Raw genomic sequence first — 26,417 nt, 5'->3', positions numbered from 1 at the left:
GATGGAAAGCTTCAACCTCCTGCTGCAGGGTCTGGCGACCGCGTTGCAGCCGATGATCCTTCTCTATGCACTTGTCGGCGTCACGCTGGGCACGGCGGTCGGCGTTCTGCCCGGCATCGGCCCGGCGCTGACGGTGGCGCTTCTGCTGCCCGTCACCTACGGGCTTGACCCGGCCGGGTCGATCATCATGTTCGCCGGCATCTACTATGGCGGGATGTATGGCGGCTCGACCACCTCGATCCTGCTCAACACGCCCGGCGAAAGCGCCTCCATCGTCACCGCGATCGAAGGCAACCGCATGGCGCGGGCGGGCCGGGCGGGGCCGGCGCTGGCCACTGCTGCCATCGGCAGCTTTGTCGCCGGGCTGATCGCCACGCTGCTTCTGGCCTTTCTTGCGCCGCAGGTGGTGAAACTGGCGCTGACCCTTGGCCCGCGCGAGTATTTCGCGCTGATGGTGCTGGCCTTCGTCACGGTTTCGGCCACTTTCGGCGATTCTGCGCTGCGCGGGCTGACCTCGCTCTTCATCGGGCTGGCACTGGCCTGTGTCGGCATTGACGGGCTGTCGGGCGCGGCGCGGCTGACCTTCGATGTGCCGCAGCTGATGGACGGCATCGAGACCACCACCCTTGCCGTGGCGCTGTTCGCGCTGGGCGAGGCGCTGGCCGTCGCCGCCATGATAACCCCGCCCGACGCGCTGCACCGCGTCACCGGTAGCGTGAAGATGACGGCAAGCGACTGGCAAAGATCGTGGAAGGCCTGGCTGCGCGGCACCTTCATCGGCTTTCCCATCGGCTCGATGCCGGCCGGCGGAGCGGATGTGGCCTCGTTCCTCAGCTATGCCGTTGAAAAGAAGCTGGCCAAACACCCCGAGGAATTCGGCCATGGCGCGATTGAAGGCGTCGCGGGACCGGAAGCGGCGAACAACGCCGCCGCCGCCGGAACGCTGGTGCCGCTGCTGACGCTCGGCCTGCCCACGACGGCGACGGCGGCGATCATGCTGGCGGGGTTCCAGCAATTCGGGCTGCAACCGGGGCCGCTTCTGTTCGTGATGAATGCCGAACTGGTCTGGGGGCTGATTGCCGCGCTCTTGGTGGCCAATGTCATGCTCGTGGTGCTGAACCTGCCGCTCATCGGGCTGTGGATCAGGCTGCTGACCATCCCGCGGCCATGGCTTTATGCCGGCATCATGGTCTTTGCGACGCTTGGCTGCATCGGGCTCAACCCCTCGCCGGTGGAACTGGGCATGCTGATCCTGTTCGGCATCATGGGCTATGGCCTCAGGCTTTATGGCTATCCCGTTGCGCCGGTGGTGGTCGGGCTGATCCTTGGCCCCATGGCCGAACAGCAGTTGCGCCGGGCGCTGGCGATTGCGCAGGGCGACTGGACGACGCTGGTCTCGACCCCGGTGGCGGCCATCCTGCTTCTCATCTCGGCGCTGTTCCTGCTGGTGCCCATCGTGCTGCGCTTCGCCGGCCGGGGGCAGGTGCTGTCGGCGGTCGCCGGCGACAGCGACTGAGCCGATCGGCCGGGGCGGGGGAACTCCCCGCCCCTTGGTCATTCTGTCAGGTCGCGCCGGAATTCTTGCGTTTGACCCGTTGCACATCGCGCGCGCTTCCCACACTCTGCAGCCGGATACCAAGAAGGGACCCGACTGCCTCAAGACCGGTTGAACCGGACGGTGGGGCGGGACCGCAAGGGAGGCAATATGAGATATCACGCTCCGTCAAGCGTCGCCGAGGCGGTGAGGCTGGCCGCTGGCGCCACGGGCATCACCCGGTTCCTGTCCGGCGGCACCGATGTTCTGGTGCAGCTGCGCGCCGGGATGGTGACGCCCGATGACCTGATCGACCTGAAGAAGATCCCCGGCCTGCGCGAGATCACCCGCACGCCCGACGGCGGCTGGCGCATCGGCGCGGCGGTGTCGGGGGCCGAGATGGGCCGCCATGCCGCGCTTTGCTCCGACTGGCCTGGCGTGGTCGAGGGCATGCGTCTGGTCGGCTCGACTCAGGTACAAGGCCGCGCAACGCTGGCCGGCAACCTCTGCAACGGCTCGCCCGCCGCCGATTCCGTGCCGGGCATGGTGGCTGCGGGCGCGCGGGTGGTCGTCACCGGACCTGCGGGCACCCGCGAGGTGGCGGTCGAGGAGATCCCCGCCGGCCCCGGCAAGACCCGTCTTAAGCCGGGCGAGATGATCGAGGCGGTGCTGTTGCCGCCGCGCGGGGCGCAGGGCGGCGACGCCTATCTGCGCTTCATCCCGCGCACCGAGATGGATATCGCCGTAGTCGGTGTCGGCGTCAGCCTGACGCTTGAAGGTGGCAAGGTGGCCGCGGCCCGCGTGGCGATCGGTGCCGTGGCGCCGACGGTGCTGCTGGTCCCCGAGGCGGCCAAGGCGATCATCGGCACCACGCTGGACGATGCGGCCATCGCCGCGCTGGCCGACGCCGTGCGCGCCGCCGCCACGCCGATTTCCGACAAGCGCGGGACCGCCGAGTTCCGCAAGGACGTAGTGGGCGTTCTGGCCGGACGGGCCGCGCGCATCGCCCATGACCGAGCAAAAGGGGCCGCGAAATGAGCCGCATTCATGTCACCACCACCGTCAACGGCGATGCGGTGGAATTCCTTGCCGATCCGCGCGACAGCCTTCTGGATTGCCTGCGCGACCAGCTGAACCTCACCGGCTCGAAAGAGGGCTGCGGCACCGGCGATTGCGGGGCCTGTTCGGTGACGGTCGACGGCACGCTGGTCTGTTCCTGCCTTGTGCTGGGCGTCGAGGCCGAGGGCAAGCGCATCGAAACCGTCGAGGGCATGGCCAAGGGCAATGACCTGCACCCGTTGCAACGCAAGTTCATCGAACATGCGGCCCTGCAATGCGGCTTCTGCACGCCGGGGATTCTGGTGGCGGCCAAGGCGCTGCTGGCCGAAAACCCTGACCCGAGCGAAAGCGAGATCCGGTTCTGGCTGGCAGGCAACCTCTGCCGCTGTACCGGGTATGACAAGATCATCCACGCCGTGCAGGATGCGGCGGCAGAAATGCGGGGGGCGTGAACATGGCCAAGGACGAAACCCAGGGCTTCCGCCTGATCGGCACCCGGCCCGACCGCCCCGACGGGCTGGACAAGGTGACGGGCCGCGCCCGCTATGGCGCTGACATCTCGGCACCCGGCATGCTGCATGCCGCCGTGGTGCGCTCGCCCCATGCCCATGCGCGGATCGTGAAGATCGACGCCTCGAAGGCGCTGGCGCTGCCCGGCGTCAAGGCCGTCATCACCCGCGCCGATCTGCCCACCGGGCTGACGGGCGAAGACTGGAACCTGCAGGAAAACACCCTTGCCGGCGAAAAGGCGCTTTATGACGGCCACGCCGTCGCCGCCGTCGCCGCCACGACGAAGCTGATCGCGCAGGACGCAGCCAAGCTGGTGGAAGTGACCTACGAAGTCCTGCCCCATGTCACCGACGTCGACGCGGCGATGGCCGCCGGCGCCCCGGTGATCCGCGCCGGAACCGCCGACCATTCCGTGCCCGAAGGCATGCACCCGAATGTGGTGAAATACATCGACTTCGGTCATGGCGACGTGGAGGCCGGCTTTGCCGCCGCCGATCTGGTGCGCGCGCAAAGCTACAAGACCGAGGCCACCCATCAGGGCTATATCGAGCCGCATGCCTGCATGGCGCAGATGGGCTCGGACGACCGGGGCGAGATGTGGGTCTGCACGCAGGGCCACTGGTATATCCGCCGGATGTCGGCGGCGGTTCTCGGGGTTGATGCCTCGAAGCTGCGGGTGACGCCGTCGGAAATCGGCGGTGGCTTTGGCGGCAAGACCACGATCTTCATGGAGCCTCTGGCGCTGGCCCTGTCGAAAAAGGCGGGGGGCCGGCCGGTCAAGCTGGTGATGAGCCGGTCCGAGGTGCTGCGCGCCACCGGTCCGACCGCCTCGGCCTCGATGGATGTCAAGCTTGGCATGAAGAAGGATGGCACGCTGACCGCGGCCAAGGTGATGTTCCGCATGCAGGGCGGACCCTACATCGGCTCGTCGCCGGTGGGCGAGGCGCTGTCCTGTGCGCTGGCCTGCTATGACGTGCCGAATGTCATGCACGAAGGCTATGAAGTGCTGGCCAACCGCCCGAAAGCGGCCGCCTACCGCGCACCGGGCTCGCCCATGGCGGCCTTCGCGGTGGAAAGCCTGCTGGACGAGATGTGCCGTGAGCTGGGGCTTGATCCGCTGAAGGTGCGGCTGAAGAACGCCGCGCGCGAAGGCACCAAGTCGAGCTATGGGCCGACCTACAACCGCATCGGGCTTGTCGAAAGCCTTGAGGCGACCATGGCGCACAAGAACCTCCTGGCACCGCTTGGCCCCAATCAGGGCCGCGGTGTGGCCTCGGGCTTCTGGTTCAACCATGGCGGCGAAACCTCGGTGTCGCTGGCGATCGGCGAGGACGGCACGGTGACGGTTTCGGTCGGCACGCCGGACATCGGCGGCAGCCGCGCCTCGATTGCGCTGATGACCGGCGAATGCCTTGGCATTCCTTACGAAAAGGTCCGGGTCAACGTGGTGGAAACCGGGGCGCTTGGCGTCAACGAACCGACCCACGGCAGCCGCGCCACCTTTGCCAGCGGCCTTGCCGCGGTGGAGGCCGCGCGGCAGGCGATGGCCGAGATGTGCCGCCGCGCCGCCGCCGAATGGGACATCGACCCCGAGGCGGTGGAATGGCGCGACGGGGCAGCCCACCCGGCCGGCCCCAACGCGGGCAAGTTCCCGCCGATGTCGATCGCCGAGATCGGCGCCAAGATGGGCGGCAGCGGCGGCCCGATCTCGGGGCACCACGAGGTGACGGCCGGCGGCTTTGGCGCCAGCTTCGGCGTCCATGTCGTCGACGTCGAGGTCGATCCCGAAACCGGCCGCACCACGGTCCTGCGCTATCTGGTGGTGCAGGACGCCGGCCGCGCCATCCACCCGGCCTATGTCGAGGGCCAGTATCAGGGCGGGGCGGCACAGGGCATCGGCTGGGCCTTGAACGAGGAATATGTCTACGGCGCCGACGGGCGGCTGCAGAACACCGTGTTCCTCGATTACCGCATCCCGGTCGCCTCGGACCTGCCGATGATCGACACCGTGATCGTCGAAGTGCCGAACCCCGGCCACCCCTACGGCGTGCGCGGCGTCGGCGAGACCGGCATCACGCCGCCCTTGCCGGCGCTGGCCAACGCCATCCACGCCGCCACCGGCGCGCGGCTGCGCAGCCTGCCGATGTCGCCGCCCAAGGTTCTGGCGGCGATCAAGGCCAAGGCCGGCGGTTAAGGCGCGTGGTTGAGGTCAACCTCTGGTCTGGCCTGCGGCGCTTTGCCGATGGCCAGACCGTCGTGACGGTCGAGGCGCAGACCCTGCGCCAGATGTTTGCCGGGCTGATCGCCGCGCATCCGGGGCTGGAGCCGGTGATCAAGGCAGGCGTCTCGGTCTCGGTCAACGGCGTGATCGAAACCAATCTCTCGGCCCCCCTGCCGGAAGGGGCCGAGATCTATCTCATCCAGCGGATCAAGGGCGGCTGAGCCGCCGGCAGCTTACTTGATGCTGACCAGATAGGCCGCCATGTCCTCGGCGCCCTTGGTCAGCTTGAAGGTCATCTTCGACTTGGCCGCGGCATCGCCGGTCGCTTCCTGCAGCCAGACCGACGGGTCGACGACATAGGTCGCAAGGCTGGCCTCATCCCAGACCTTGCCCGCCGCATTGGCCGCCAGAATCGACTCGCCATATTTGAAATCGGAGCTCGAGCCCACGGCCTTGCCATCCAGCCCCCAGAGGTTCGGCCCGGTCTTGCCACCCTTCTGGATTTCGGTCCCATCGGGGGCGATGATCGCATGGCAGGATTTGCATTTCTTGAACTCGGCCTCGCCCGCGGCCGGGTCGGCGGCAAGGGCGGGCAGGGCGAAGGCCATGCCAAGGGCAGCAAGCAGGGCGGATTTGAGGGCGGTCATCGGATTTCCTTTCAGATGCAGACCTTGCCGATCTTGCGGAAAACCGCCCGACTTTCCTTGACTTTTGTCAGGGGCAGCGCCGCCTCAGCCGCGCTCGGCCTCGGCAATCAGGCGGCGCACCCAAGCCAGCGCGGCCATGTTGGCGGGCAGGGACAGCGGCAGGGACCAGAGCAGCGACTTCACCGGGCTGAAGGCCGCGGCCCAGCCCGCCGAATGCAGGATCAGGCCCGCCAGAAACAGGTTGATCGCCACCGCCCCGGCCACGAAGGGCCAAAGCGCCAGCGCCAGTTTCCAGCCTCCAATCGGCCGCGTCTCAGTGGCTGGTGCCATCTTCGAAGCTGATCTTGTTCCAGACATTGTATTTCCCCGAAGGCTTGCGCATCGGCAGCCGCTGCAACTCGGTCTGGGTCGCCGCGTCAAAGACGATGACTGCGCCGTCGTCCTCCCAGATCGACACCAGCGCCCGGCTGCCGTCCTTGGTGAATTCGGTATGCGCCACAGTCTTGCCCGGCGCGGGGGTGATGACCTTCACCACCTCGAGGCTTTGCTTGTCGATGATGTGCATCTCGCCCTTGTGTTCGCCGGTAAAGACATCGGCCCAAAGGTATGGCGTGCCGGCGTGGCTGCGCAGGAAGAAACCGGGGCCGGAGGTGTGGATCACCTTGACAAGGCTCCAGTCTTCCATGTCGATGATGCTGATGCTGCCCTCGTTCAGATGCGGCACCGCCATCACCCGGCGGCCCTGTCGCATCCAGCTGATCCCCGATCCCAGATGCGGCATGCCGGGCAGGGGCAGGCTGGCAATCTCGCGGCCGACGTCAAGGTTCACCACCACCCCGGTTTCGCCCTCGCGGTTGGCACCGATCAGGTTGCGGTAATCGGGGCTGAAGAAGAAATCGTCCAGCGGCGCCGAGACCGCAATGCGGCGGCGGGCGAACAGGCCGCGTTCGACGCCCAGGGCTTCCTCCACCCCGGCCTCGCTGGAATGCACGAAACCTTCGGCATAGGGGCCACCGTCCTCGGTCGTGGCGATCTCCCAGATCTCCGGCACGTCCTTCAGCGCCAGCACGAACGTATTGCGCTGCGGCGCCTGATAGACGGCGGCAACCCGGCTCGGGCTGCCGTCCTTGCCGGTGATCTCCACCACCTTCGCCACGCTCAGATCGGCTGTCGACAGGATGGTCAGGCTCATCGGCAGGTAATTCGCCACCGCCAGCCACTTGCCGTCCGGGCTCATGGCGATGTTGCGGCTGTTCAGCCCGGCGCGCACCTGACCCACCACCGACAGCGACCACAGGTCGTATTTCTGCACCCAGCCATCGCGCGACATGATGAAGACATGGCGCCCGTCCGGGCTGAATTTCGGGCCACCATGCACGGCAAAGGGCGTGGCAAAGCGGTCCAGCACCTCGAACGTGTCGCCATCCAGCACCGAGACATGGTGATCGCCGGTTTCCACCACCAGCGTCACGTTCATCGGATCGGCCGAGAACACCGGCGCGGCGGCGGGTTTGTAATCGGCGTTCAGCGCGCGGGTGGCGGTGATCTCGGCCGCGCCCCAGACCGGGGCTTCGGCCAGCGGCGCCGCGACATAGGCCGCCACCGCCGCAATATCCCCGGCCGAGAGCGTGTCGGCAAAGCCCGGCATCTGCGTCATCGCCCGGCCCGCGCCGATCACGGCCTCCAGCTTCTCGCCCTTCAGCCGGCCCAGACTTTCGGGAATGAGCGCCGGCCCGGTGCCGCCCAGCCGGGTTTCGGCATGGCACCCGGCGCAAAGGTCGCGGTAGATCATCGCCCCGTCCGGCCCGGCCTCCGCAGCCCCGGCCATGCCCGCGCCCAGAAGCGCCAGCAGAAGGCCAAGTCCTGCCCTTTCATACTGGCCCAAATATCCCCCGCGGAGCGTCCACCGTCGGCCCGATGCGCGGCGGCTGGCGTCAAAGGAACCGATGCGCCGGATCATGGCTTTTCCCCCGGAATGGCGTGACGCCCAGGCGGGCGCTGTCGTGCAGCCCGATCTCGGCATTGGACAGGTAGCAGGCCGGATCCTCGGCCCAGGGGTCGCCAGTGACCTGCAAGGCGCGGATGCGGGTGTTGCCGCCGCAGACCGCCTTGAAGGCGCAGTCGCCGCAGCGCCCCTTCAGCGGGCGCGGGCGCTGGCGAAGGGCGGCCAGCATCGGGTCGGCCCCGGTCCAGAGCTGCGAGAAGGGCGCGGTCTTGACGCTGCCCACGGTATAGTCCGACCAGTAGGTGTCGGGGTGAACCTTGCCCTGCGGATCGATGTTGGCGACACCGAGGCCGCTGGAATTGCCGCCCCAGGCTTCCAGATGGCTGCGCACATGCGCGGTTTTTTCGGCACTGAAATTCCGCTCCACCCAGGCCAGGAAGTAGACGGCGTCGGCGTCGTTGTTGCCGGTGACGACCTCAAGCGGCGCGGCGCCGTTCAGCCCGGCCCAGGCGCGCTCGATCAGCAGGTCCATTGCCGCCCGCGTGCGGGCATGTGCGGTATCCTCGCCCCGGTGCTTGTCGCCGCGCCCGGCATAGACCAGATGCGACAGGTAGAACTTGTCGACGCCCTCGGCCTCGCACAGGTCCAGCATGCCGGGCAGGAACTGGGCGTTGTCCTCGGTGATGGTAAAGCGCAGCCCCACCTTCACCCCCTTGGCCTTGCAGGCGCGCACCCCGGCAAGTGCGGAGACAAAGGCGCCGTCGACGCCGCGGAACCAGTCGTTCATCCCCCCCAGACCGTCCAGCGAGATGCCGACATAGTCAAAGCCCAGATCGGCGATGCGGTCGATCTCGGCGGCAACCTTGGTGCCGTTGGTCGACAGCGACAGGTGGCGAAAGCCCAGCTCCCGCGCCCGCGTCGCAAGGTCGAAGAAGTCGAACCGCGACAAGGGTTCGCCCCCCGACAGGATCAGCGCCGGAATGCCGAAGGCCTTGAGATCCTCCAGCACGCCCATGGCCTGCTCATGCGACAGCTCGCCCGGGAACGGCACGTCGGCGCTGGTGGTGTAGCAGTGCCGGCAGCGCAGGTTGCAGGTGCGCGTCAGGTTCCAGATCACCACCGGCTTCACCTCGCCCGCGCGGCGGCGGGGCGGGGTGGGGGTGATCAACTCCTGCATGTACTGGCTCAGGCGGAACATGGGTCAGCCCCCCTCGACAAGGCGCATCCCGGTCTTTTTCAGGATGCGGGTGGAATAAAGAATGTCCGAAGCCCGCAGCGCGGGACCAAGGATTGCCGCAACCTGCTGGCGCTTGGCCTCGACCTCGTCCCGGCTGGTGCCGTGGATCATAGCAAACAGGTTGTAGGGCCAGTCCGGCAGGCTGCGCGGGCGCAGGTAGCAATGGCTCACGAAACCCAGCGCGCCGATCCTTGCCCCCAGATCCTCGGCGGCCTCATCGGCGACATCCCAGACGCTCATGCCATTGGCGACCATGCCGACCGCATAGTGGTTCGGCGCCACTGCGATGCGCCGCACGATGCCGGCCGCTTGCAGCGCGGCAAAGCGCGCGATCACCTCGGCCTCGGGCAGGCCCAGCCATGTGCCGACCTCGGCAAAGGGCCGCAGCGTCAGCGGCAGGCCGCTTGCCGTGGCGGCCAGAAGGCGGCGGTCGGTGGCGTCCAGTTTCATGCAACAACCCGGAATCCGATGAAGAACTCTTTCAGTTTGGGAAAGAGATGAACCTTCAGCCCGGTCTCCTTCCCGATCCGCGCCGCCGTCCTTGCGATTCCTTCCGGCCGTTCACAGGCCAGCACGAACCACATGTTCAGGCGGTGCTGGCGCTCATAATTATGGGCAACCTCGGGATGTGCATTGACCAAAGTCACGACCTCGTCGAACCGTCCGGGCGGCACGGCCATGGCGCACAGGCAGAAGGCTCCGCCCATCGCCGCGGCGTCAAGGAAGGGGCCGAACCGGGTGATCGCCCCGACCTCGCGCAGGCGCGCGACACGGGCGACGGCCTCGTCCTCGGCAAGGCCGGTTGCCGCGGCCGCCGCCGCAAAGGGGTGGGCGGTCAGGGGCAGCGGCTCTTGCAGCAGGTTCAGGAGCTGGCGATCCGTGTCGTCCAGCGTTCCGGGGGGAAGGGCCTGGCGTGTCATGTCATGCAGCCTCCGCAAGGCGGGCGCCCGATTGCTTGAAGCAGCGGGTCGAGAACAGCACCCGATGGGCCGCCGCCGACAGGCCCGGCAGGCACCTGGCCCGCGCCAGCACCGCCAGCGCCTCGTCCCGCGTGCGGGCATGGATCATGCAGTAAAGCCCATAGGGCCAGACCCCCGGCACTGTGCGCCGCTGATAGCAGAGCGTCACGCCGGGCAGCGCGGCAAGCGCCGCGCCGGCCTCGGCAATCCGGTCCTCGGGCAGGGTCCAGACCACCATGGCATTCGCCGTCCAGCCAAGCGCGCGGTGGCGGACGATGACACCCAGCCGGCTGATCACCCCGGCCCCGATCAACAGGCCGATCCGGTCGCAAAGCCCGGCCTCGTCGCGCTGTAGCGCCTCGGCCAGGGCGGCATAGGGCCGCGCCACCAGCGGCAGGCCCTGCGACAGGCGATGCAGCAGGGGGCGATCAGCCTCGGTCAGCGCTGACAGGTCATGCCCGGTGGCGCGCGCCATGGTGGCGGGCTGCCCGGTCAAGCGAAAACCAAGGTCGATGTTGAAGGGCTGCACCAGCCGCAGGTCCAGCACCTGCAAGCCGGATCGTGCGCCGATGCGATCCAGCATCGCCTGCAGGGCAGGGCCATCGGGGGCGGTGGCCACGAACCACAGGTTCCAGTGGTCCTCGCGCAGGTAGGAATGGTTCACCCCCGGCTCGGCGCCGACCAATTCCGCCACCTCGTCGATCCGCGCCTCGGGCACGGCCAGCGCGGCAAGGGTCGAGGCCCCGGCGGTGTTGGGCCGCACCGTGGCCCCCACGCGCGCCACCGCGCCGGTCGCCTGCAGCCGCGTCAGCCGCGCCAGCACTGCGGCCTCATCCAGCCCGAGCCTGCCGCCGATCTCGGCGAAGGGCCGTTCAACCAGCGGCAGGTCGCGCTGGAACTCGTCCAAGAGGCGCGCATCGAGAGGGTCAAGCCGGTCCATGCCTAAAGCCCCGTCTGATGGGCGCGGGCGGTGAAGAAGATACCGCTCGGCGCTTCGGCCTGCACTTCGCCGACCTTCTCGCGCGTGCGGGTGTCATAGATCAGCACTGCATTGTCATCGCGGGCCGAAATCCACACTTCTGCCCCGCGCGGGGCGAATTCCATGTGCAGGACGGCCTTGCCGGGGGTCAGCGTCGCCACGACCTCGTGGGAGCGCGAGTCCACCACCTGCACCACGTCATTGAGCGGGGTGGCGAAGTTGACCCAGACATAGGGGCTGGCCGGCTGGGCGATGATGAAGACCGGCTGGCCATGCACCGGGGTCGCGGCGGTCTGGGTCTGGCTCTCGCGGTCGACCCAGAGGATTTCATGCCGGCCCACCGCCGGCAGGGCATATTGCCCCTCGGTGAAGGCCCAGCTTTGCAGATGCGGCATCTTGTAGACCGGCATGTCCTCGCCGGTCTTGCCGTAATCGGTCAGGAATTTCTGCGGTGGCGCGGCGGGGTTCCACAGATCGAAGGCCGTGACGCCCTTTTCCCCGAACAGCCCGACAAGGAAGGTATGGGCGTCGTCGGTCAGCACGGCGTCGAAGGGGTTCTTGCCGGCATTGCCGATCATCTCGACCGCCGGTTCGGCCCCGGAGAAATCGCCGAGAAACACCTCGCCGGTGTCCCAGACCGTCCAGGCAAAGCGGCGGCCCGGCACATCGACCAGCCCCACGGTCTTGCCCTTGGCCGGAATGTCGGCCACCAGCGCCAGCGTTTCGGCGTCAAACACCTTCACCCCGCCCGGTTCGTAATTCGACACAGCGACCAGCTTGCCGTCGTCGGAAATCGCGCCGCCGATGGAATTGCCGGCCTGCACGGTGCGGGCGGCGATGGTGCGCGTCAGCAGGTCCACCTTGGTCAGCCCGCCATCGCGGCCAAAGACGAAAGCAAAGCGTTCGTCCGGCGCATAGGTCAGCGAGGCGTGGCTCAGATCGCCCAGCCCCTCGATCCGCCCCAGCGCGGCGCGGTCCGAGCGGTCGATCAGCACCAGGCTGCCACTGGCGCGTTCGATCACCAGCCCCAGATCGCCGGTGGCCACGGCCTGCGGTAGATCGGCGGCAAGCGCGGTGGAGGTCAGCAGCGCAAAGGCGAGAGCGGCAAGGGCGCGCATCGGCTAGTCCTTTCCTTTCAGATAGTTGGCAATCCACAGCGCCTCGTCTTCGGTCAGCAGCGGACGCCAGGGCGGCATGGCGGTGCCGGGAATGCCGTCAAGAATGATGAGCGTCAGCCCCTCGGGATCGGCGTTGGCCAGCGCCTCGCGGGTCAGGGGCCGGCCAAGGCCGCCCTTCAGCGTCAGGCCATGGCAGGAGCCGCAATCCTGCGTGACCATGTGTTCCAGCGCGCGGGCGCGGTCGGCGGAAACATCGGCCATGGCGGGAAAGGCGAACAGCACCAGAACGGCGCACTCCTCGAGCATGTCATGCACTCGTCGTGTCACCGTCCGAGGAGGGCATGAAATGCTCGACGAGGGGCGCGCGCAGCTAAGCATAGGCCGCCATCCCCGTGCCCTCGCAGGCAAGGGCGGCAGCCAGAAGCGCAGGTTCATAAAGCGAAACCACGCGCCCGATGATGAACAGCACCGGGGCTTCGGGCTGGGCGTCGGCCATGGCACCGGCAATACCGGCGAGATCGGACAGCACCCGGGTTTCGCGCGGGGTGGTGGCGGAGGCCACTGCCAGAACCGGTGTGTCCGCGCCAAGGCCATGGGCCATCATCTGCGTCGAAATCTCTGCAATGTTGGCCACGCCCATATAGACAACCAGAGTCGTGTCGGCACTGGCGAGCGAGGTCCAGTCAAGATCCAGCGCGCCATCCCTGGCGCGGTGACCTGTGACATAGCGCACGCCGGTCGCCAGCCCGCGATGGGTCAGCGGTACGCCGGTCGATGCGGCCGCGCCCTGCGCGGAGGTGATGCCGGGAGTGTAATCGCAGGCGACACCTGCCGCGCGGCAGGCTTCGGCCTCTTCGCTGCCCCGGCCAAAGATCAACGGGTCGCCACCCTTCACCCGCGCTACACGCAGGCCCTGGCCGGCAAGCTCCACCAGAAGCGCGTTGATGCCGTCCTGCGGCAGCTTGTGGGCCTTCGGCAGTTTGCCGACGTCGATCCGCCGCACATGGGACGGGATCAGCGCCATGATCTCGGGACTGACCAGCCGGTCGTAGACCACCACATCGGCCTCGACCATCAGCCGCAACGCGCGGCGGGTCAGCAGCTCAGGGTCGCCCGGTCCGGCGCCGATCAGATGCACATGACCGGGCAAATTCGGGCTGGGCAGGAAATCTTGGAACAGGTCGTTCATCGCTCGCACCCCGGCTGGCATGTGGTGAAATTCAGGAGGGAGAGGGCGGAGAGGCGCGCCACACGCCCCTCCGCCCACCGGGACCGGCCCCCAAAGGCCGGTCCCAATCGTTGCAAGGGCTTAGTAGATGTCGTCCTTGGTGTTCAGCACGTTGAACTTGCCGGTCGGCGTGATCAGGCGCGGGTCCTTGATCACCGTCTTCAGCTCCAGCGTCTTGTCATCGACGACGACAATGGCGCTTTCCTTGTCCTTGGCGTTCCAGACCGAGAACCAGACCTCGGTGCCGTCCTTGTTGAACTCGGGCTGCACCACACGCGGCTGACCATCGGCAATCCCGGCCCATTCGCCGATCGGCAGGGTCTTGAATTCCGGGTCCACGTTCGGATCGCCCCCCATGGCGGCGATGTCGAACACCGCGACCGCCGAGGAAACCGCGGCATCGGGGTTCAGCGGCGCGTCAACATAGAGATGCTGGCTCGACGGGTGGGTCTTGATGAACAGCGACCCGCCACCAAGGGCATAGAAGCTGTCGACCACTTTCCAGGCCTGATCGGGGTGGCCTTCGGGGTCGGTGCCGATCAGTGCGACCGATTCGTCGCCAAGGTGCGAGGTCGCCCAGACCGGCCCATAGACCGGGTGGTTGATGTTCGCGCCACGCCCCGGGTGCGGCGTCTGGCCGCCGGTTTCCACCAGCGCGGTCAGCTTGTCTTCCTTGGTGTCCACCACGGCGATCTTGCCGCGCTGGTTCGCCGCCACCATGAAGTAGCGCTTGGAGCTGTCGAACCCGCCGTCATGCAGGAAGCGCTCCGCCTCGATTTCCACCGTCTTGAGGTTCTTCAGGTCGGTGTAGTCGACGAAGATGATCTTCCCGGTTTCCTTCACGTTGACGATGAACTCGGGCTTGTAATGCGACGACAGGATCGAGGCGACGCGCGGTTCGGGGTGATAGACCTGCTCGTCATAGATGTTGCCGCGGGTGGAGACGATCTTCTTCGGCTCCAGCGTTTCGCCATCCATGATGACGTATTGCGGCGGCCAGTAGGCCCCGGCGATGGCCAGCTTGTCTTCCCAACCCTCGAATTTCGAGGTCTCGATCGAGCGCGCTTCGATGCCGATCTTGATCGAGGCCACCGTGGCGGGGGTCTCCATCCACAGGTCGATCATGTTCACCAGGCCATCGCGGCCGATGACGAAGAGATAGCGGCCCGACGCCGAAATCCGGCTGATATGCACCGCATAGCCGGTGTCGATCACCGCCTTGATCTCATAGCTCGCGCCGTCGATCAGCGCGACCTGTCCGGCATCACGCAAGGTCACCGACATCAGGTTGTCGATGTCGATGTCGTTCATCTTCTCTTTCGGGCGGTCCTCGGGTTTCACCAGAACCTTCCACGAGGCCATCATCTCGGGCATGCCCCATTCGGGCGGCTGCGGCGGCTCGAGCAGCAGATAGCGGGCCATCATGTCGACCTCGCCCTCGCTCAGTGCGCCCGAGGTGCCCCAGTTCGGCATGCCGGCGGGCGAGCCGTAGGTGATGAAGCTTTGCAGGTAGTCATAGCCGTTTTCACGGGTGATGTCGGTGGTCAGCGGCTTGCCCGTCGCCCCCTTGCGCAAGACGCCATGGCAACCGGCGCAGCGTTCGAAATAGATCGTGGTCGCCTGCTGGAATTCTTCAGCCGTCATGACGGGATCATCGGCCTTGCGACCGGGGATTTCGACCTTCAGCTGGCCCAGCGTGGTCATCGAGGGCTCATAGGCGGCGGCAGGGCCGTCGGTATGGTCCTTGGGCTTTTCTTCCGCAAGAAGGGGCGCGGCCAGAAGCCCAAGGGCCAGGGCAGCACTGCCGAGAAGGACAGACCTGGCAGATTTGGCTTGGGGGGTCATGGAATTTCTCCGTTCAGCTGGTGAGGCTGAGCGCACCATTGGCGAAGGGCGCCTCCGGTTCATTGACTTACGTCAAGGCTGGCAAAAAGCTCTGCGCCCATGGTTGGTGCAGTCCCGGAGCCCGCCATGCGTCGACTGCTTGCCCTTCTGTCCCTTTGCCTTGGCCTTTGCGTTTGCCCTGGCCTGCCGGTCTGGGCCGGGGGCGGTCCTTTGGGCCTTGCCGCCCCTGAACCCCGCCCGCCAACCGCAGACGAGGCGGCGGCGCTGTTCGCCACGGTCCCGCCGGTGCAGATCACCCGGGACGCAGGCGGCGTGCCGGGCTGGAGCGTGCGGCAGGGCGCGGTGCTGCTCGGCCATGTCGGCTCGACCTGGGAACTGGCGGGGTCGGTGGGCTATTCCGGTCGGCCGCTGGATGTTCTGGTGGCGGTGACGCCCGAGGCCCGCATCGCGGGCGCGCTGCTGGTTCAGCACAACGAGCCGGTGCTGACCCTTGGCATCTCGGATGCCGACATCGCCGCCTATGTCTCGGGCTTTGCCGGCCATGAGCTGACCCGCGATCCGGCCGATCAGGCCAGGGGCCTGCCCGATGTCATCAGCCGGGCCACGGTGTCAACCGGCGTGATCCGCGACGGCATCCTGCGCTCGGCCCGCACGCTGGCGATTGCGCGCGGGCTGATGGCGGGCGGTGGCGGCATCGACCGCATCGCCTATGCCCCTGCCGACTGGGCGGGGCTGCTGGCGATGGGCGCGCTGGCGGAAACCCGCGTCAGCATGGACGAAGCGGCCAAGGCGCTGGCCGGGGCCAAGGTGCCGCTGACCCCCGGGGCCGGCGACTTCCTGCAGGCCTGGGCCGGGGTGATCGACCCGCCGACCGTAGGGCAAAACCTGCTGGGCCAGCAGGGCTTTACCAAGGCGGTCGGCACTCTGCCGCCGGGCGGGGCGGTGCTGATCGTCATGACGCGCGGGGTGGGGTCGCATCGCGGCACCGACTGGCAATCCAGCGGCATCTTCGACCGGCTGACCGTGGTGCAGGGCGAAAACCGCTGGCAACCGACGGCCGAGCGCTACCAGCTGGTCAAGAAGCTGTCGCTTCCCGACGCCCCCGAGATGAAAGAGATCAGCCTGTTCGCCCTGCCGCCGGAAATCGACGCCGCCAGGCCCTTCGCGCTGGAAATCCGGTCCGCGCGCGCCGCCGCCGCTTCGGGCGAGGTGTCCTTCGTCACCGTGCTGCCGATTGCGGTGCCGGCCGGGTTTCTTGTGCCGCAAGCGGCCGACGAACCGCTCTGGCGGGGCATCTGGACTGCCAAGACACCGCAGATCGCGCTTGTCGCCCTGCTGCTCACGGTCCTGACGCTGATCCTGTTCGCGCAGGAATGGATCACCCGTCGCCCGCGCCTGTGGCGGACCGGGCGGCTGATGTTCCTGGCCTCGACCTTCCTCATCCTCGGCATGGGGCTGAACGGGCAGCTGTCGGTGGTGCAGGTGATGGCCTTTGTCCATTCCCTGCTGACGGGCTTCCGCTGGGAAACCTTCCTGATCGAGCCGGTGATCTTCATCCTGTGGAGCTTTACCGCGCTTGGCATGCTGTTCTGGGGCAGGGGGGTCTATTGCGGCTGGCTTTGCCCGTTCGGCGCGCTGCAGGAGCTGACCAATGCCGCCGCGGTTGCCCTTGGCATCCGGCAGATCGCAGTGCCGCAGGCGCTGCACGAGCGGCTCTGGGTCATCAAGTACAGCCTGTTCATGGCCATCCTCGCGCTGTCGTTCTATTCGATGCACGATGCCATCCTTCTGGCCGAGGTCGAGCCGTTCAAGACCGCGATTTCGCTGCGCTTTGTCCGGGCATGGCCGTTCCTGCTGTTTGTTGCCGTGCTGCTGGGCGCGGGAATGTTCATCGAGCGGTTCTATTGCCGCTACCTTTGCCCGCTTGGCGCCGGGCTGGCGCTGCCGGCCAAGCTGAAGGTGTTCGACTGGCTGAAGCGCCGTCCGCAATGTGGCCGCGAATGCCGGATGTGCGAGACGAAATGCACTGTCGGCGCGATTGACGCCATCGGCCGGATCAATGCCAACGAATGCGTGCTGTGCCTGCGCTGTCAGGTCATCATGAATGATGCAACTCAATGCCCGGTTCTGAAGCGCCGGGCGCGATCGGAGGGTGCGGCATGACCGCCCGCAAGGATACCTTGGTCAAGCGGCTGTTTTCGCAGGGCTTCCGCATCTTCTTTCTGGCCGCCTGCGTCTTTGCGCTGTGGTCGGTCGCGGTCTGGGCGGTCTGGCTTGCCCGGCAGGAGTTCGGCTCGCCGGCCGGGTTGCGCCCGGCCATGGCCCCGCATCTGTGGCATGCGCACGAGATGATCTTCGGCTATGGCGCGGCGGCGCTGGCCGGGTTCTTCCTGACCGCCGTGCCGAACTGGACCGGCGGCAAGGGGGCGGCGCATCGCTTTCTTGCGGCGGTCTTTGCGCTGTGGCTGACCGGGCGGCTGGCGCTGTGGTTCTCGGCCGATCTGCCCGCCGGGATCGTGGCCTTGGCCGATCTTGCCTTCCTGCCGGTCCTTGGCCTGCAGATCGCCGCGCAGCTGCTGGCCAAGCCCAAGGCGCAACAGCTGATCTTCCTGCTGGCGCTGGCACTTCTCTGGCTGGCCAATCTGGCCTGCCATCTGGAATGGCTGGGGGTCTTGCGCGACGGCGTCGGTCCCGGCCTGCGGGCAGGGCTGCTGACGCTGGTGGCGCTGATCGCCATCCTTGGCGGTCGCGTCACGCCCGGTTTCACCCGCAACGCCATGGTTGCCACCGGCCGCGAGACCGGCCTGCCGCGCAACCCTGCGCCGCTGGCTGTCGCCACCATCACCCCGGCGCTGCTGCTGCCGCCCGCCCTTTTGCTTGGCCTGCCGGAGCCGTTGATCGCCCTCATCGCACTTGTCGCCGGCGGGGCGGCGCTGGCCCGGGTGGCGCTGTGGCAGGGGCGCTGGACCCTGCCGCGCCCGATCCTGTGGACGCTGCATCTGTCCTACGCCCTGACCGGCCTTGGCCTTCTGGCCTTTGGTCTGGCAAACCTGCAGATCGGGTCCGAGATCGCGGCGCTGCACCTTCTCGGCATCGGTGCGGTGGGCGGCATGACGCTGTCGATGCTGTCGCGCGCCAGCCTTGGCCATTCGGGCCGGCCGCTGCACGCGCCGCCGATGCTGGCCGCCGCCTACGCGCTGATGCCGCTGGCCGCGCTGGCGCGGGTCGTCGCCTCCAGCTGGCCCGCGAGCCATGCCGTCGCCAGCCTGCTGGCCGCCGTGCTGTGGATGCTGGCCTTCGTGCTGGCGCTTGGCAGCCTCTGGCCCGCGTTCCTTTTGCCGCGCCCGCCGCGCAAACCCGTCGGAGATCCCCCGCCATGATGTCGCGCCGCCGTTTTCTCAGCCTCACCGCCGTCGCCGCGCTTGTTCCGGGCCGGGGTCAGGCCGCCGACTGGCGCGGCATCGGATTTGGCGCGGCGCTGTCGCTGCGGCTGGTGGGGGGGGCGCCGCGCCAGACTGCCCGCGCCTTCCGCAAGGTGGAGCAGGAGATCGCCCGGATCGAGGCCACCGCCTCGCTGCACCGCGATTCGGCACTGACCCGGCTGAACCGCGATGGCCACCTGTCCCATCCCGACACCGGTTTTCTGGCGCTCCTCGCCCTTGCCGGTCAGGTCCACCACGCCACTGGCGGGGCATTTGATCCCACTGTGCAGCCGCTGTTTCTGGCGACCGCGACCGGGGGCGACCTTGCCGCCGCCCGCGCGCTGGTCGGCTGGCAGTCCGTGATCCTTGACGCGCAGGAGGTGCGCCTTGCCCCCGGTCAGGCGCTGACGCTGAACGGCATCGCCCAGGGCTGGGCCGCCGACCGCATCGCCGCGGTTCTGCGGGCCGAGGGCTTTGACCACGCGCTGATCGACATGGGCGAGGTGCAGGCGCTGGGCCGCCGCGCCGACGGCCTGCCCTGGCAGGCGCGCGTCCTGACGCCCGAGGGCCGGGCGCTGGCCGACCTGCCGCTCAGCGACCGGGCGCTGGCCACCTCCGCGCCGCGCGGCACGCTGATCGGCGCGGGAGTGCCGCATATCCTTGGGCCGCAGGGCCAGCCGCCGCTCTGGTCTACCGTCTCGGTGAGTGCCCCCAGCGCCGCCTTGGCCGATGCGCTCTCCACCGCCTTTACCCTCCTGGACCGCCCGGCCATTGACGCCGCACTTGCGGCCTTTCCGCAAGCGAGCCTTGTCGCGCTGGCCTGACAGGAGGCCCCGCGTGCGAAATCTCCGGCCCTCGGTTGACTTTTGTTAAGGCCCCGCCGGCCCCGCCGCTTCACAGCTTGGTGACCGTAACCGCTTTGGGAAGGACCGATCGCCATGCGCGAAGTCATGACCAAGAGCATGGCCCGCAATATTTTCTACGGCGGGTCCCTGTTCTTCATCCTCATCTTCGTGGGCCTCACGGCCCACTCGCACTACTACATCAAGACCACCTCGACCAATACCGCCACGCTCACCGAAAGCGTCGCGGCGGGCAAACACCTGTGGGAAAAGCATTCCTGCATCAACTGCCATACCATTCTGGGTGAGGGCGCCTATTTCGCGCCCGAACTGGGCAATGTCATGACCCGCTGGGGCGTGGCCGAGGACGACCATGAAGGCGCTTTCATGGCGCTGAAAGGCTGGATGGACGCCATGCCCACCGGCATCGAGGGCCGCCGCCAGATGCCGAACTTCGGCCTGACCGATGACGAATACCGCAACCTCGCCGACTTCCTGCTGTGGACCGACACGATCCGCGCGCAGGACTGGCCGCCGAACGATGCGGGCTAAGGAGCAACCATCATGAAATACCAAACGCAGAAAATCGCGCTGGCCTATTTCGCCGTCGCCATGGCGCTGTTCGCCGTGCAGGTGATCATGGGTCTGATCCTGGGCTGGATCTATGTCAGCCCGAACTTCCTGTCGGAAATCCTGCCCTTCAACATCGGGCGGATGCTGCATTCCAACAGCCTTGTGGTCTGGCTCTTGCTCGGCTTCTTCGGCGCCGCCTATTACCTCGTGCCGGAGGAATCCGAGCGCGAGATCCACTCGCCGATGCTGGCTTACCTGCAACTGCTGATTTTCGTCCTTGGCACCGCCGGGGTGGTTGTGACCTATCTTTTCAACCTCTTTGACGGCAACTTCGCCCTTGGCAACGAGGGGCGCGAGTTTCTGGAACAGCCGAAATGGGTCAAGGTCGGCATCGTCGTCGCCGCGCTGATCTTCCTTTACAACATCACCATGACGGTGCTGGCCGGCAAGAAGACCGCGATCACCAACATCCTGCTTCTCGGCCTCTGGGCCCTGGCGCTGCTGTTCCTCTTTGCCTTCTACAACCCGGCGAACCTCGCGCTTGACAAGATGTACTGGTGGTATGTGGTCCACCTGTGGGTCGAAGGCACGTGGGAGCTGGTCATGGCCTCGATCCTTGCCTTCCTGATGCTGAAGCTGACGGGCGTTGACCGCGAGGTGGTGGAGAAATGGCTTTACGTCATCGCCGCGCTGGCGCTGTTCTCCGGCATCCTCGGCACCGGCCACCATTACTACTGGATCGGCACGCCGGGCTATTGGCAGTGGATCGGCTCGATCTTCTCCTCGCTGGAAGTGATCCCCTTCTTCGCTATGATGTCCTTTGCCTTCGTCATGGTCTGGAAAGGCCGCCGCGACCACCCGAACAAGGCCGCCCTGCTGTGGTCGCTCGGCTGTGCCACGCTGGCCTTCTTCGGCGCAGGCGTCTGGGGCTTCCTGCACACGCTGCACGGGGTGAACTTCTACAGCCACGGCACGCAGATCACCGCCGCCCACGGCCACCTTGCCTTCTACGGTGCCTATGTCTGCCTTAACCTGGCGATCATCACCTATGCCATGCCGGCCCTGCGCGGACGTGACCCGTTCAATCAGGTGCTGAACATGGCCTCGTTCTGGCTGATGTCGGCGGGCGTGGTGTTCATGACCTTCACGCTGACCTTTGCCGGCACGGTGCAGACCCACCTGCAACGGGTGAACGGCGAGGCCTTCATGGACGTGCAGGACCAGCTCTGGATCTTCTACGCCATGCGCTTTGGCGCCGGTGTGGCGGTGGTTCTGGGCGCGGTGCTGTTCATCTACTCGGTCGCCGTGCCGCGCCGCGAGATCGTCACGCCCGGCCCGCTGGAACGTGACCGGATCGAGCATGATCCCGACCACGTGGCCGCACGGTGATGCACATGGATGGCTCTCACATCACAGGGGGGGCGGCAACCGCCCCCTTCTACCTCCCCCAGGGCGATGAGTGCGACGTCTTTGCCGCCGCCGCCGCCCACCGCCTGCCGGTGCTGCTGAAAGGCCCGACCGGTTGCGGCAAGACCCGCTTTGTCGCCCATATGGCCGCGAAACTGGGCCGCCCGCTTTATACCGTGGCCTGCCATGACGACCTGTCCGCCGCCGACCTGATCGGCCGCTACCTGCTGAAAGGTGGCGAGACGGTCTGGGTCGACGGCCCGCTGACCCGCGCCGTGCGCGAAGGGGCGATCTGCTACCTTGATGAGGTCGTCGAGGCCCGCAAGGACGTGACCGTCGTGCTGCACCCCCTGACCGACGACCGCCGCATCCTGCCGATCGACCGCACCGGCGAAGAGCTTGAGGCGCATCCCGATTTTCTCTTGGTCGCCAGCTACAACCCCGGCTACCAGAACATCCTGAAGACGCTGAAACCCTCGACCCGGCAGCGCTTCATCGGCGTCGAATTCACCTTCCCCCGACCCGAACATGAAATCCCCGTCGTCGCCCGCGAAAGCGGCCTTGCCGAGGAACGCGTGAAGCCCCTTGTGCGGCTGGCGAACAAGCTGCGCGCCATGAAGGGGCAGGATCTGGAAGAAGGTGTCTCCACCCGCCTTGTCGTCTATGCCGCCACGCTGATTGCCGGGGGCATGGGCGTCGACCGCGCGATCCGCACGGCCATGATCGAACCGCTCAGCGATGACGCGGATGTGAAGGCCGGGCTCCGCGATCTTGTGACCGCCGTTTTCGGGTGAGGCCGGCGATGTCACGGATCGAGTTCGAGCCATGGGAACCCGAAGAATCCGTCGGGAAACTGTGGCACGCCTTTGCCAGCCGTCTGGACAGCGAGCCTGCCCACGACGGAGCCCGTGTCCTGCTTTCCCAAGTGGGCGGACGGCTGGCAGTCCTTTTCCGCGGTCTGGGCGGCGATCCGGCCGTCGAGATCAAGCCGGTGGCGCCGGAAACCTCGCATCACCGGCTGTCGTTCCTGCGCCGTCTTGGCAGCTGGGCCGACGAGGCCCCCCGCGCCAGCTTTGACGGTGCAAGCCTGCGCCTGCCCGAAAGCCTTGCCACCTTTCCAGATGCCCGCGCCAATGCAGCACTTTATCTCTGGCTGGCCACGGCGGCCGTGGCCTTGCGCAATGCAGTTGCGCCGGAAACCGATGATCCCTTGCACGCCGATCTGGCCGCCATCGAGACCGCCAAGACCATGACGCAGGCGGCGCTGGAAAACGCCCCCGGCTACCGCAAACTGCACGCCGATCTTGCCGCCGCCACGCTCCTGTTCCGCCGCACCCCCAAACTGCCCCCGGCCGAGGCCGCCATCGAGGCCCGCATCCGCGCCGCCCTGGGCGAAGATATTCCCCTGCCGCCCTTGCCCGCGCGCGCCCCGCGCGGCTATCGCCCGTTCCGCCCGGTGCCGCTCTGGCCCGATCTGCGGGCGCTGGCGCGCTCCGAACCCATGCTGGTCGAAACCCGCGCCACCGAAGGCACGCCGGAAGAGGGCCAGCAAGAGGGCAAGACCAAACGCGCCCGTCGCCGCAAATCCGATCAGGCCGAGCGCAGCGACAGCTTCATCCTGCACAAGTTCGAGGCGATCCTGTCCTTTGCCGAATTTCTCAACCTCAACCGCCGGGTCGAGGATGATGACGACGACAGCGCGAAGAAGGCCGCTGACGATCAGGACGAAATCGGCCTTGGGCAACTGTCCAAGGCCCCCGCAACCCGCCTGAAACTGCACCTCGACCTTGCTCCCGAAGACGTGGACCGCGAGGCGCTTTCCGGCCAATCCACCTATCCTGAATGGGACGTGCGCACCGCCACCTATTTGCCAGCCCATGCGCGCGTGCTTTCCTCGCGCCTTGAGGCCAGCCTGGCCACGCCCCCGTTTCGGGACGACCCGCGCGCAAGCGCACGTATCCGCGCCGTCCGGCGTCAGTTCGAGGCTCTGCGTCCCAGCCGTGTTTCGACCCCTGGCCACCCGGATGGCGATGAATTGGACACGGATCGTGCCGTGCGCGCGCGGGTCGATTTTTATGCCTGCGGGGAAGGGACCGACCGGGTCTGGCGCCAGACAAGGCCAGAGGCCCGCGATCTGGCGGTGTCGATCCTCTTGGACGTCTCCCGCTCCACCGAAAGCGCCATTCCCGGCCATGGTCATGACGGGCGCTCGGTGATCGACATCGAACGCGAGGCTTTGGCCGCTTTGGCCTGGGGGCTGGATGCAGTGGGCGACAGTTTCGCCATCCACGCCTTTTCCTCGCTGAAACGGAACCGGGTTTTCGTGCAGGAGGCGAAAAGCTTTGATGAGCCGATGAGCGAGGTGGTTGAGAGCCGCATCGCCGCCTTGAAGCCCGGCCATTACACCCGGCTCGGGGCTGCCATTCGTCACATGTCGGCGGGGCTGGCGAAGCAAGCGCGCAAGCGGCGGCTGTTGCTGGTGATTACCGACGGCAAGCCGAACGATCTGGACCATTACGAAGGCCGCCACGGCATTGAGGACAGCATGATGGCGGTGCGCGAGGCGCGTCGCGCCGGTCATGCGGTCTTTGGCATCACGGTCGACCGCGACGGCAAGAGCTGGTTTCCCCGCATCTTCGGGCAGGGCGGTTTTGCGCTGATCCCGAACCCCGACAAGCTGACCCAGGCCCTGCCGCAGATCTATCGCCAGCTGGTCACCGGATGACAGCCGCTCAGCCGACCGCGCGCCACGACGAGAAGCCGAAGGCGTCCGAGGAGGGGGCAGGGGGTCTGCCCGGCGAGTTGATGATCTGGGTTCTCATCATCTCGGAGCTCGTCGTGTTCGGCGCGGGGCTGCTGGCGCTGCTGGCCACGCGCCTTACCGACCCGGCCGGCTTTGCCGAGGCGCAATCGCATCTGCATCGCGTCGGGGCGGCGGTGAACACCGTGGTTCTGGTCAGCTCGGGCTATCTTGCCGCGCTGGCCGTCCGTCTTGCCGCCGCGCGACCCGGCCTTGCGCGGCTGCTGCTGATCCTTGCTGCCGGGCTTGGCGCGGTGTTCCTTGCGGTGAAGGCCAGCGAGTATGCCGCTCTCTTCGCCCAAGGCATCGGCACGGAAACCCATGCCTTCTTTACCTTTTCCTATCTGCTGACCGGATTTCATGCCGCGCATGTGCTGGCGGGCATGGTGCTGCTCCTCTTGGTCGCCGTCCGGCCCGCACCCCGCCCGGTCGGCGTGGCCGCGGCCTTCTGGCACATGGTCGATCTGGTCTGGGTGCTGCTGGTGCCGGTGGTCTATCTGTTATGAAGCTGCATTACATCTGGGCCGCGCTCGTGGGCCTTTCCCTGCTGACCGCCACGCTGACAGCGGCGAACCCCTCCCGCGCCGGGTTGGTGCTGGGGGTGCTGGTGCTGGCGGGGCTGAAGTCGCGGCTGATCCTGCGGCATTACCTCGACCTCAGCCAAAGCCCGGTCTGGGCGCGTGGCTTTGACCTTGTGCTGGCGTTTGTGCTGATGGCCTTCGCGGGGCTGGCGCTGGCGGCCTAGCTGCGGAATGCGGCGGCGAAGGGCTCGGGCAGGACAAACTCGGCCAAGGCCTTGGCGCGTCCTTCGGGCGACATCTTGCGCGCGGTCTTTTCCACGATGTCCAGAAGCGCGGCCGCCTCGCGCCCTTCGGCGAAGGGCGCGAAATACCAGCGCAGGAAGGCAAAGCAGATCACATCCTCCAGCGCCTGCACCTCGGCGTCGTGCTTGAGGCCCTCCTTGCGCAGGAGGACCCCCACGCGGTCGCAATCCTCCGGCCCATAGCCCGCCGCCGCCATGATCCCGGCCACCCGCTCGCCATGCCGCCGGCCCTGTTCGCGGCGCCAGGCGAGATAGCCCGCCTTGCCTTCGGGGTAATCGGCCCGCGGCAGAAGCCAGCGTTCGACATGCTGGCCACGCGCGGCAATCGCCAGCACATCGGAGGCATCGGGGAACAGCCGCGCCAGTTCTTCGGTCATGCGCTGGCCGTAGACCAGCGCCTCGCCCTTGGGGTCGGCGGCGTTGGCGGTATCGATGGCGGCCAGCGCCGCTGCCAGATCGCCCGTCATCCGCGCGACCACGCCAGCGCCGGGTCTTCCTCGACAAAGTCGCGCAGGGTCGAGACGTCGGCAATCACAGCCACGTTCTGCTTGATGGTGACGCCATGGTCCTTCAACCGGGCGAAGGCCCGGCTCAGGCTTTCGGGCTTCATGCCCAGACGGCCCGCAATCAGCACCTTGTCATAGGGCAGTGTCACCTCGCAGGCCCCGGCGGGGCAGGAGGCGAGTTCCAGCAGGAATTCGGCCACGCGCTGCGAGCCGGTCTGCGCCTTCAGCGCCTCGACCTGCGATACGAGGTTGTGCAGGTGGATATAGGTCGCCGACAGCAGGGAAATCGCCACCTCGGGGTTTTCGCGCAGCTGCCGCAAGAGGACATCGGACTCGATGCGGATCAAGGTGCAATCGGTGACCGCCTCGGCCGAGACCGGATAGTTGTCGTTGCGAAAGGCCACGGCCTCGCCAAAGCTGGCGCCCTTGGTGATGACCCCGACCACGGCCTCCGCCCCGTTCGGGGCGACGCGGTACAGTTTCACCCAGCCGTCGGCGACGATATGGATTGCGGTCGCCCGTTCGCCTTGCAGGAAGATCGTACTGCCACGGTCGAAGGGCCGCACCCGCGCCGCCTCGAGCATCTTCTGCGCCACCGGCTCGGGGGCCGCCGACAGAAGGAGCGAATTGCGCGCAAGTGTCCGATGTTCTTCCCGCATGACGCTTTCCTGCTGTGGGGTCTTCGGGGCACGCCGCCGCCCTGGACCTCTTTATGCCAATTCAGGCGCCCCTTGCCTAGCCGTTCAGTCCGGGCGTGGCGAG

General features: G+C 67.2%; 27 protein-coding genes. 14 read left to right on the top strand and 13 right to left on the bottom strand.

Features of this window, described 5'->3' with window-relative positions; all coding sequences use genetic code 11:
• The first annotated feature begins 1 nt into the window (after window position 1).
• The 5 genes from G4Z14_RS14015 (at window position 2) to G4Z14_RS13995 (ending at window position 5,545) form a co-directional block, all read left to right on the top strand.
• Window positions 2-1,516 carry a tripartite tricarboxylate transporter permease gene (locus G4Z14_RS14015; RefSeq protein WP_164626778.1) on the top strand — a complete coding sequence of 505 codons (1,515 nt, stop codon included), beginning with the start codon at window positions 2-4 and terminating at the stop codon, window positions 1,514-1,516.
• Between the two features lie 189 nt (window positions 1,517-1,705).
• Window positions 1,706-2,572 carry an FAD binding domain-containing protein gene (locus G4Z14_RS14010; protein WP_164626777.1) on the top strand — a complete coding sequence of 289 codons (867 nt, stop codon included), beginning with the start codon at window positions 1,706-1,708 and terminating at the stop codon, window positions 2,570-2,572.
• A complete protein-coding gene (locus G4Z14_RS14005; RefSeq protein ID WP_164626775.1) occupies window positions 2,569-3,045 on the top strand; it encodes a (2Fe-2S)-binding protein in 477 nt (158 codons plus the stop codon). The genes G4Z14_RS14010 and G4Z14_RS14005 overlap by 4 nt, the downstream gene beginning before the upstream one ends.
• A 2-nt stretch (window positions 3,046-3,047) precedes the next feature.
• Entirely contained in the window at window positions 3,048-5,297 is a 2,250-nt protein-coding gene (locus G4Z14_RS14000; protein ID WP_164626773.1) for a xanthine dehydrogenase family protein molybdopterin-binding subunit, read from the top strand.
• Between the two features lie 5 nt (window positions 5,298-5,302).
• Window positions 5,303-5,545, top strand: coding sequence for a MoaD/ThiS family protein (locus G4Z14_RS13995; protein WP_164626771.1), 243 nt, complete (start codon window positions 5,303-5,305; stop codon window positions 5,543-5,545).
• 12 nt (window positions 5,546-5,557) lie between these two features.
• Here G4Z14_RS13995 and G4Z14_RS13990 read toward each other — a convergent pair whose 3' ends face one another.
• The 11 genes from G4Z14_RS13990 to G4Z14_RS13940 form a co-directional block, all read right to left on the bottom strand.
• Entirely contained in the window at window positions 5,558-5,971 is a 414-nt protein-coding gene (locus G4Z14_RS13990; protein WP_164626769.1) for a c-type cytochrome, read from the bottom strand.
• 84 nt (window positions 5,972-6,055) lie between these two features.
• Window positions 6,056-6,301: a hypothetical protein gene (locus G4Z14_RS13985; protein WP_227751743.1), complete on the bottom strand. Its 246-nt coding sequence runs from the start codon at window positions 6,299-6,301 to the stop codon at window positions 6,056-6,058.
• Window positions 6,285-7,799 carry a nitrite reductase gene (locus tag G4Z14_RS13980; protein WP_164626817.1) on the bottom strand — a complete coding sequence of 505 codons (1,515 nt, stop codon included), beginning with the start codon at window positions 7,797-7,799 and terminating at the stop codon, window positions 6,285-6,287. Before G4Z14_RS13980 ends, G4Z14_RS13985 begins: the two co-directional genes overlap by 17 nt.
• A 106-nt stretch (window positions 7,800-7,905) precedes the next feature.
• A complete protein-coding gene (nirJ, locus tag G4Z14_RS13975; protein ID WP_164626766.1) occupies window positions 7,906-9,114 on the bottom strand; it encodes a heme d1 biosynthesis radical SAM protein NirJ in 1,209 nt (402 codons plus the stop codon).
• A 3-nt stretch (window positions 9,115-9,117) separates the two neighbouring features.
• Complete coding sequence (gene ahbB, locus G4Z14_RS13970) at window positions 9,118-9,603, bottom strand: siroheme decarboxylase subunit beta (protein WP_164626764.1); 486 nt, start codon at window positions 9,601-9,603, stop codon at window positions 9,118-9,120.
• On the bottom strand, window positions 9,600-10,073 hold the full coding sequence (locus G4Z14_RS13965) for an Lrp/AsnC family transcriptional regulator (protein ID WP_164626762.1): 474 nt from the start codon (window positions 10,071-10,073) through the stop codon (window positions 9,600-9,602). Before G4Z14_RS13965 ends, ahbB (G4Z14_RS13970) begins: the two co-directional genes overlap by 4 nt.
• A gap of 1 nt (window position 10,074) precedes the next feature.
• Window positions 10,075-11,052 carry a siroheme decarboxylase subunit beta gene (ahbB, locus tag G4Z14_RS13960; protein ID WP_164626760.1) on the bottom strand — a complete coding sequence of 326 codons (978 nt, stop codon included), beginning with the start codon at window positions 11,050-11,052 and terminating at the stop codon, window positions 10,075-10,077.
• A 2-nt stretch (window positions 11,053-11,054) separates the two neighbouring features.
• Window positions 11,055-12,209, bottom strand: coding sequence for a cytochrome D1 domain-containing protein (locus G4Z14_RS13955; protein WP_164626758.1), 1,155 nt, complete (start codon window positions 12,207-12,209; stop codon window positions 11,055-11,057).
• Between the two features lie 3 nt (window positions 12,210-12,212).
• Window positions 12,213-12,515 (bottom strand): c-type cytochrome, encoded by a 303-nt coding sequence (locus G4Z14_RS13950; RefSeq protein ID WP_164626756.1) that lies wholly within the window; start codon window positions 12,513-12,515, stop codon window positions 12,213-12,215.
• 64 nt (window positions 12,516-12,579) lie between these two features.
• On the bottom strand, window positions 12,580-13,398 hold the full coding sequence (gene cobA / locus G4Z14_RS13945; protein WP_227751742.1) for a uroporphyrinogen-III C-methyltransferase: 819 nt from the start codon (window positions 13,396-13,398) through the stop codon (window positions 12,580-12,582).
• Window positions 13,399-13,518: 120 nt separating this feature from the next.
• The gene (locus G4Z14_RS13940) at window positions 13,519-15,282 is read right to left on the bottom strand and encodes a nitrite reductase (RefSeq protein WP_164626752.1); all 1,764 of its coding nucleotides are present in this window, start codon (window positions 15,280-15,282) and stop codon (window positions 13,519-13,521) included.
• 126 nt (window positions 15,283-15,408) lie between these two features.
• Here G4Z14_RS13940 and G4Z14_RS13935 point away from each other — a divergent pair, with 126 nt between their 5' ends.
• The 9 genes from G4Z14_RS13935 to G4Z14_RS13895 all read left to right on the top strand — a co-directional run bounded on the left by G4Z14_RS13935 (window position 15,409) and on the right by G4Z14_RS13895 (window position 25,071).
• Window positions 15,409-17,445: a NosR/NirI family protein gene (locus G4Z14_RS13935; RefSeq protein ID WP_164626751.1), complete on the top strand. Its 2,037-nt coding sequence runs from the start codon at window positions 15,409-15,411 to the stop codon at window positions 17,443-17,445.
• Window positions 17,442-18,662, top strand: a complete 1,221-nt coding sequence (locus G4Z14_RS13930) for an NnrS family protein (protein WP_164626749.1) — start codon at window positions 17,442-17,444, stop codon at window positions 18,660-18,662. The genes G4Z14_RS13935 and G4Z14_RS13930 overlap by 4 nt, the downstream gene beginning before the upstream one ends.
• Window positions 18,659-19,528: an FAD:protein FMN transferase gene (locus tag G4Z14_RS13925; protein WP_227751741.1), complete on the top strand. Its 870-nt coding sequence runs from the start codon at window positions 18,659-18,661 to the stop codon at window positions 19,526-19,528. Before G4Z14_RS13930 ends, G4Z14_RS13925 begins: the two co-directional genes overlap by 4 nt.
• Window positions 19,529-19,642: 114 nt before the next feature.
• Window positions 19,643-20,098 (top strand): c-type cytochrome, encoded by a 456-nt coding sequence (locus G4Z14_RS13920; RefSeq protein WP_164626748.1) that lies wholly within the window; start codon window positions 19,643-19,645, stop codon window positions 20,096-20,098.
• 12 nt (window positions 20,099-20,110) lie between these two features.
• Entirely contained in the window at window positions 20,111-21,508 is a 1,398-nt protein-coding gene (locus tag G4Z14_RS13915; RefSeq protein WP_164626746.1) for a cbb3-type cytochrome c oxidase subunit I, read from the top strand.
• Window positions 21,508-22,320: a CbbQ/NirQ/NorQ/GpvN family protein gene (locus tag G4Z14_RS13910; protein ID WP_407703834.1), complete on the top strand. Its 813-nt coding sequence runs from the start codon at window positions 21,508-21,510 to the stop codon at window positions 22,318-22,320. Before G4Z14_RS13915 ends, G4Z14_RS13910 begins: the two co-directional genes overlap by 1 nt.
• Before the next feature lie 8 nt (window positions 22,321-22,328).
• Window positions 22,329-24,251: a nitric oxide reductase activation protein NorD gene (locus G4Z14_RS13905; protein WP_164626743.1), complete on the top strand. Its 1,923-nt coding sequence runs from the start codon at window positions 22,329-22,331 to the stop codon at window positions 24,249-24,251.
• Between the two features lie 80 nt (window positions 24,252-24,331).
• Window positions 24,332-24,832 (top strand): cytochrome c oxidase subunit 3, encoded by a 501-nt coding sequence (locus G4Z14_RS13900; RefSeq protein WP_227751752.1) that lies wholly within the window; start codon window positions 24,332-24,334, stop codon window positions 24,830-24,832.
• Window positions 24,829-25,071 carry a cytochrome C oxidase subunit IV family protein gene (locus G4Z14_RS13895; RefSeq protein ID WP_164626739.1) on the top strand — a complete coding sequence of 81 codons (243 nt, stop codon included), beginning with the start codon at window positions 24,829-24,831 and terminating at the stop codon, window positions 25,069-25,071. The genes G4Z14_RS13900 and G4Z14_RS13895 overlap by 4 nt, the downstream gene beginning before the upstream one ends.
• Here G4Z14_RS13895 and G4Z14_RS13890 read toward each other — a convergent pair.
• A complete protein-coding gene (locus tag G4Z14_RS13890; RefSeq protein WP_164626737.1) occupies window positions 25,068-25,616 on the bottom strand; it encodes a DUF4202 domain-containing protein in 549 nt (182 codons plus the stop codon). The genes G4Z14_RS13895 and G4Z14_RS13890 overlap by 4 nt on opposite strands.
• Window positions 25,613-26,314 (bottom strand): Crp/Fnr family transcriptional regulator, encoded by a 702-nt coding sequence (locus G4Z14_RS13885; RefSeq protein WP_164626735.1) that lies wholly within the window; start codon window positions 26,312-26,314, stop codon window positions 25,613-25,615. Before G4Z14_RS13885 ends, G4Z14_RS13890 begins: the two co-directional genes overlap by 4 nt.
• Between the last annotated feature and the right edge of the window lie 103 nt (window positions 26,315-26,417).

Origin of the sequence: Tabrizicola oligotrophica (genome assembly GCF_011008935.1) — a bacterium.
Lineage (GTDB): Bacteria > Pseudomonadota > Alphaproteobacteria > Rhodobacterales > Rhodobacteraceae > Tabrizicola_A > Tabrizicola_A oligotrophica.
The sequence above is the reverse complement of the archived record's forward strand: the minus strand, read 5'-3'. Positions and strand labels throughout refer to the sequence as shown.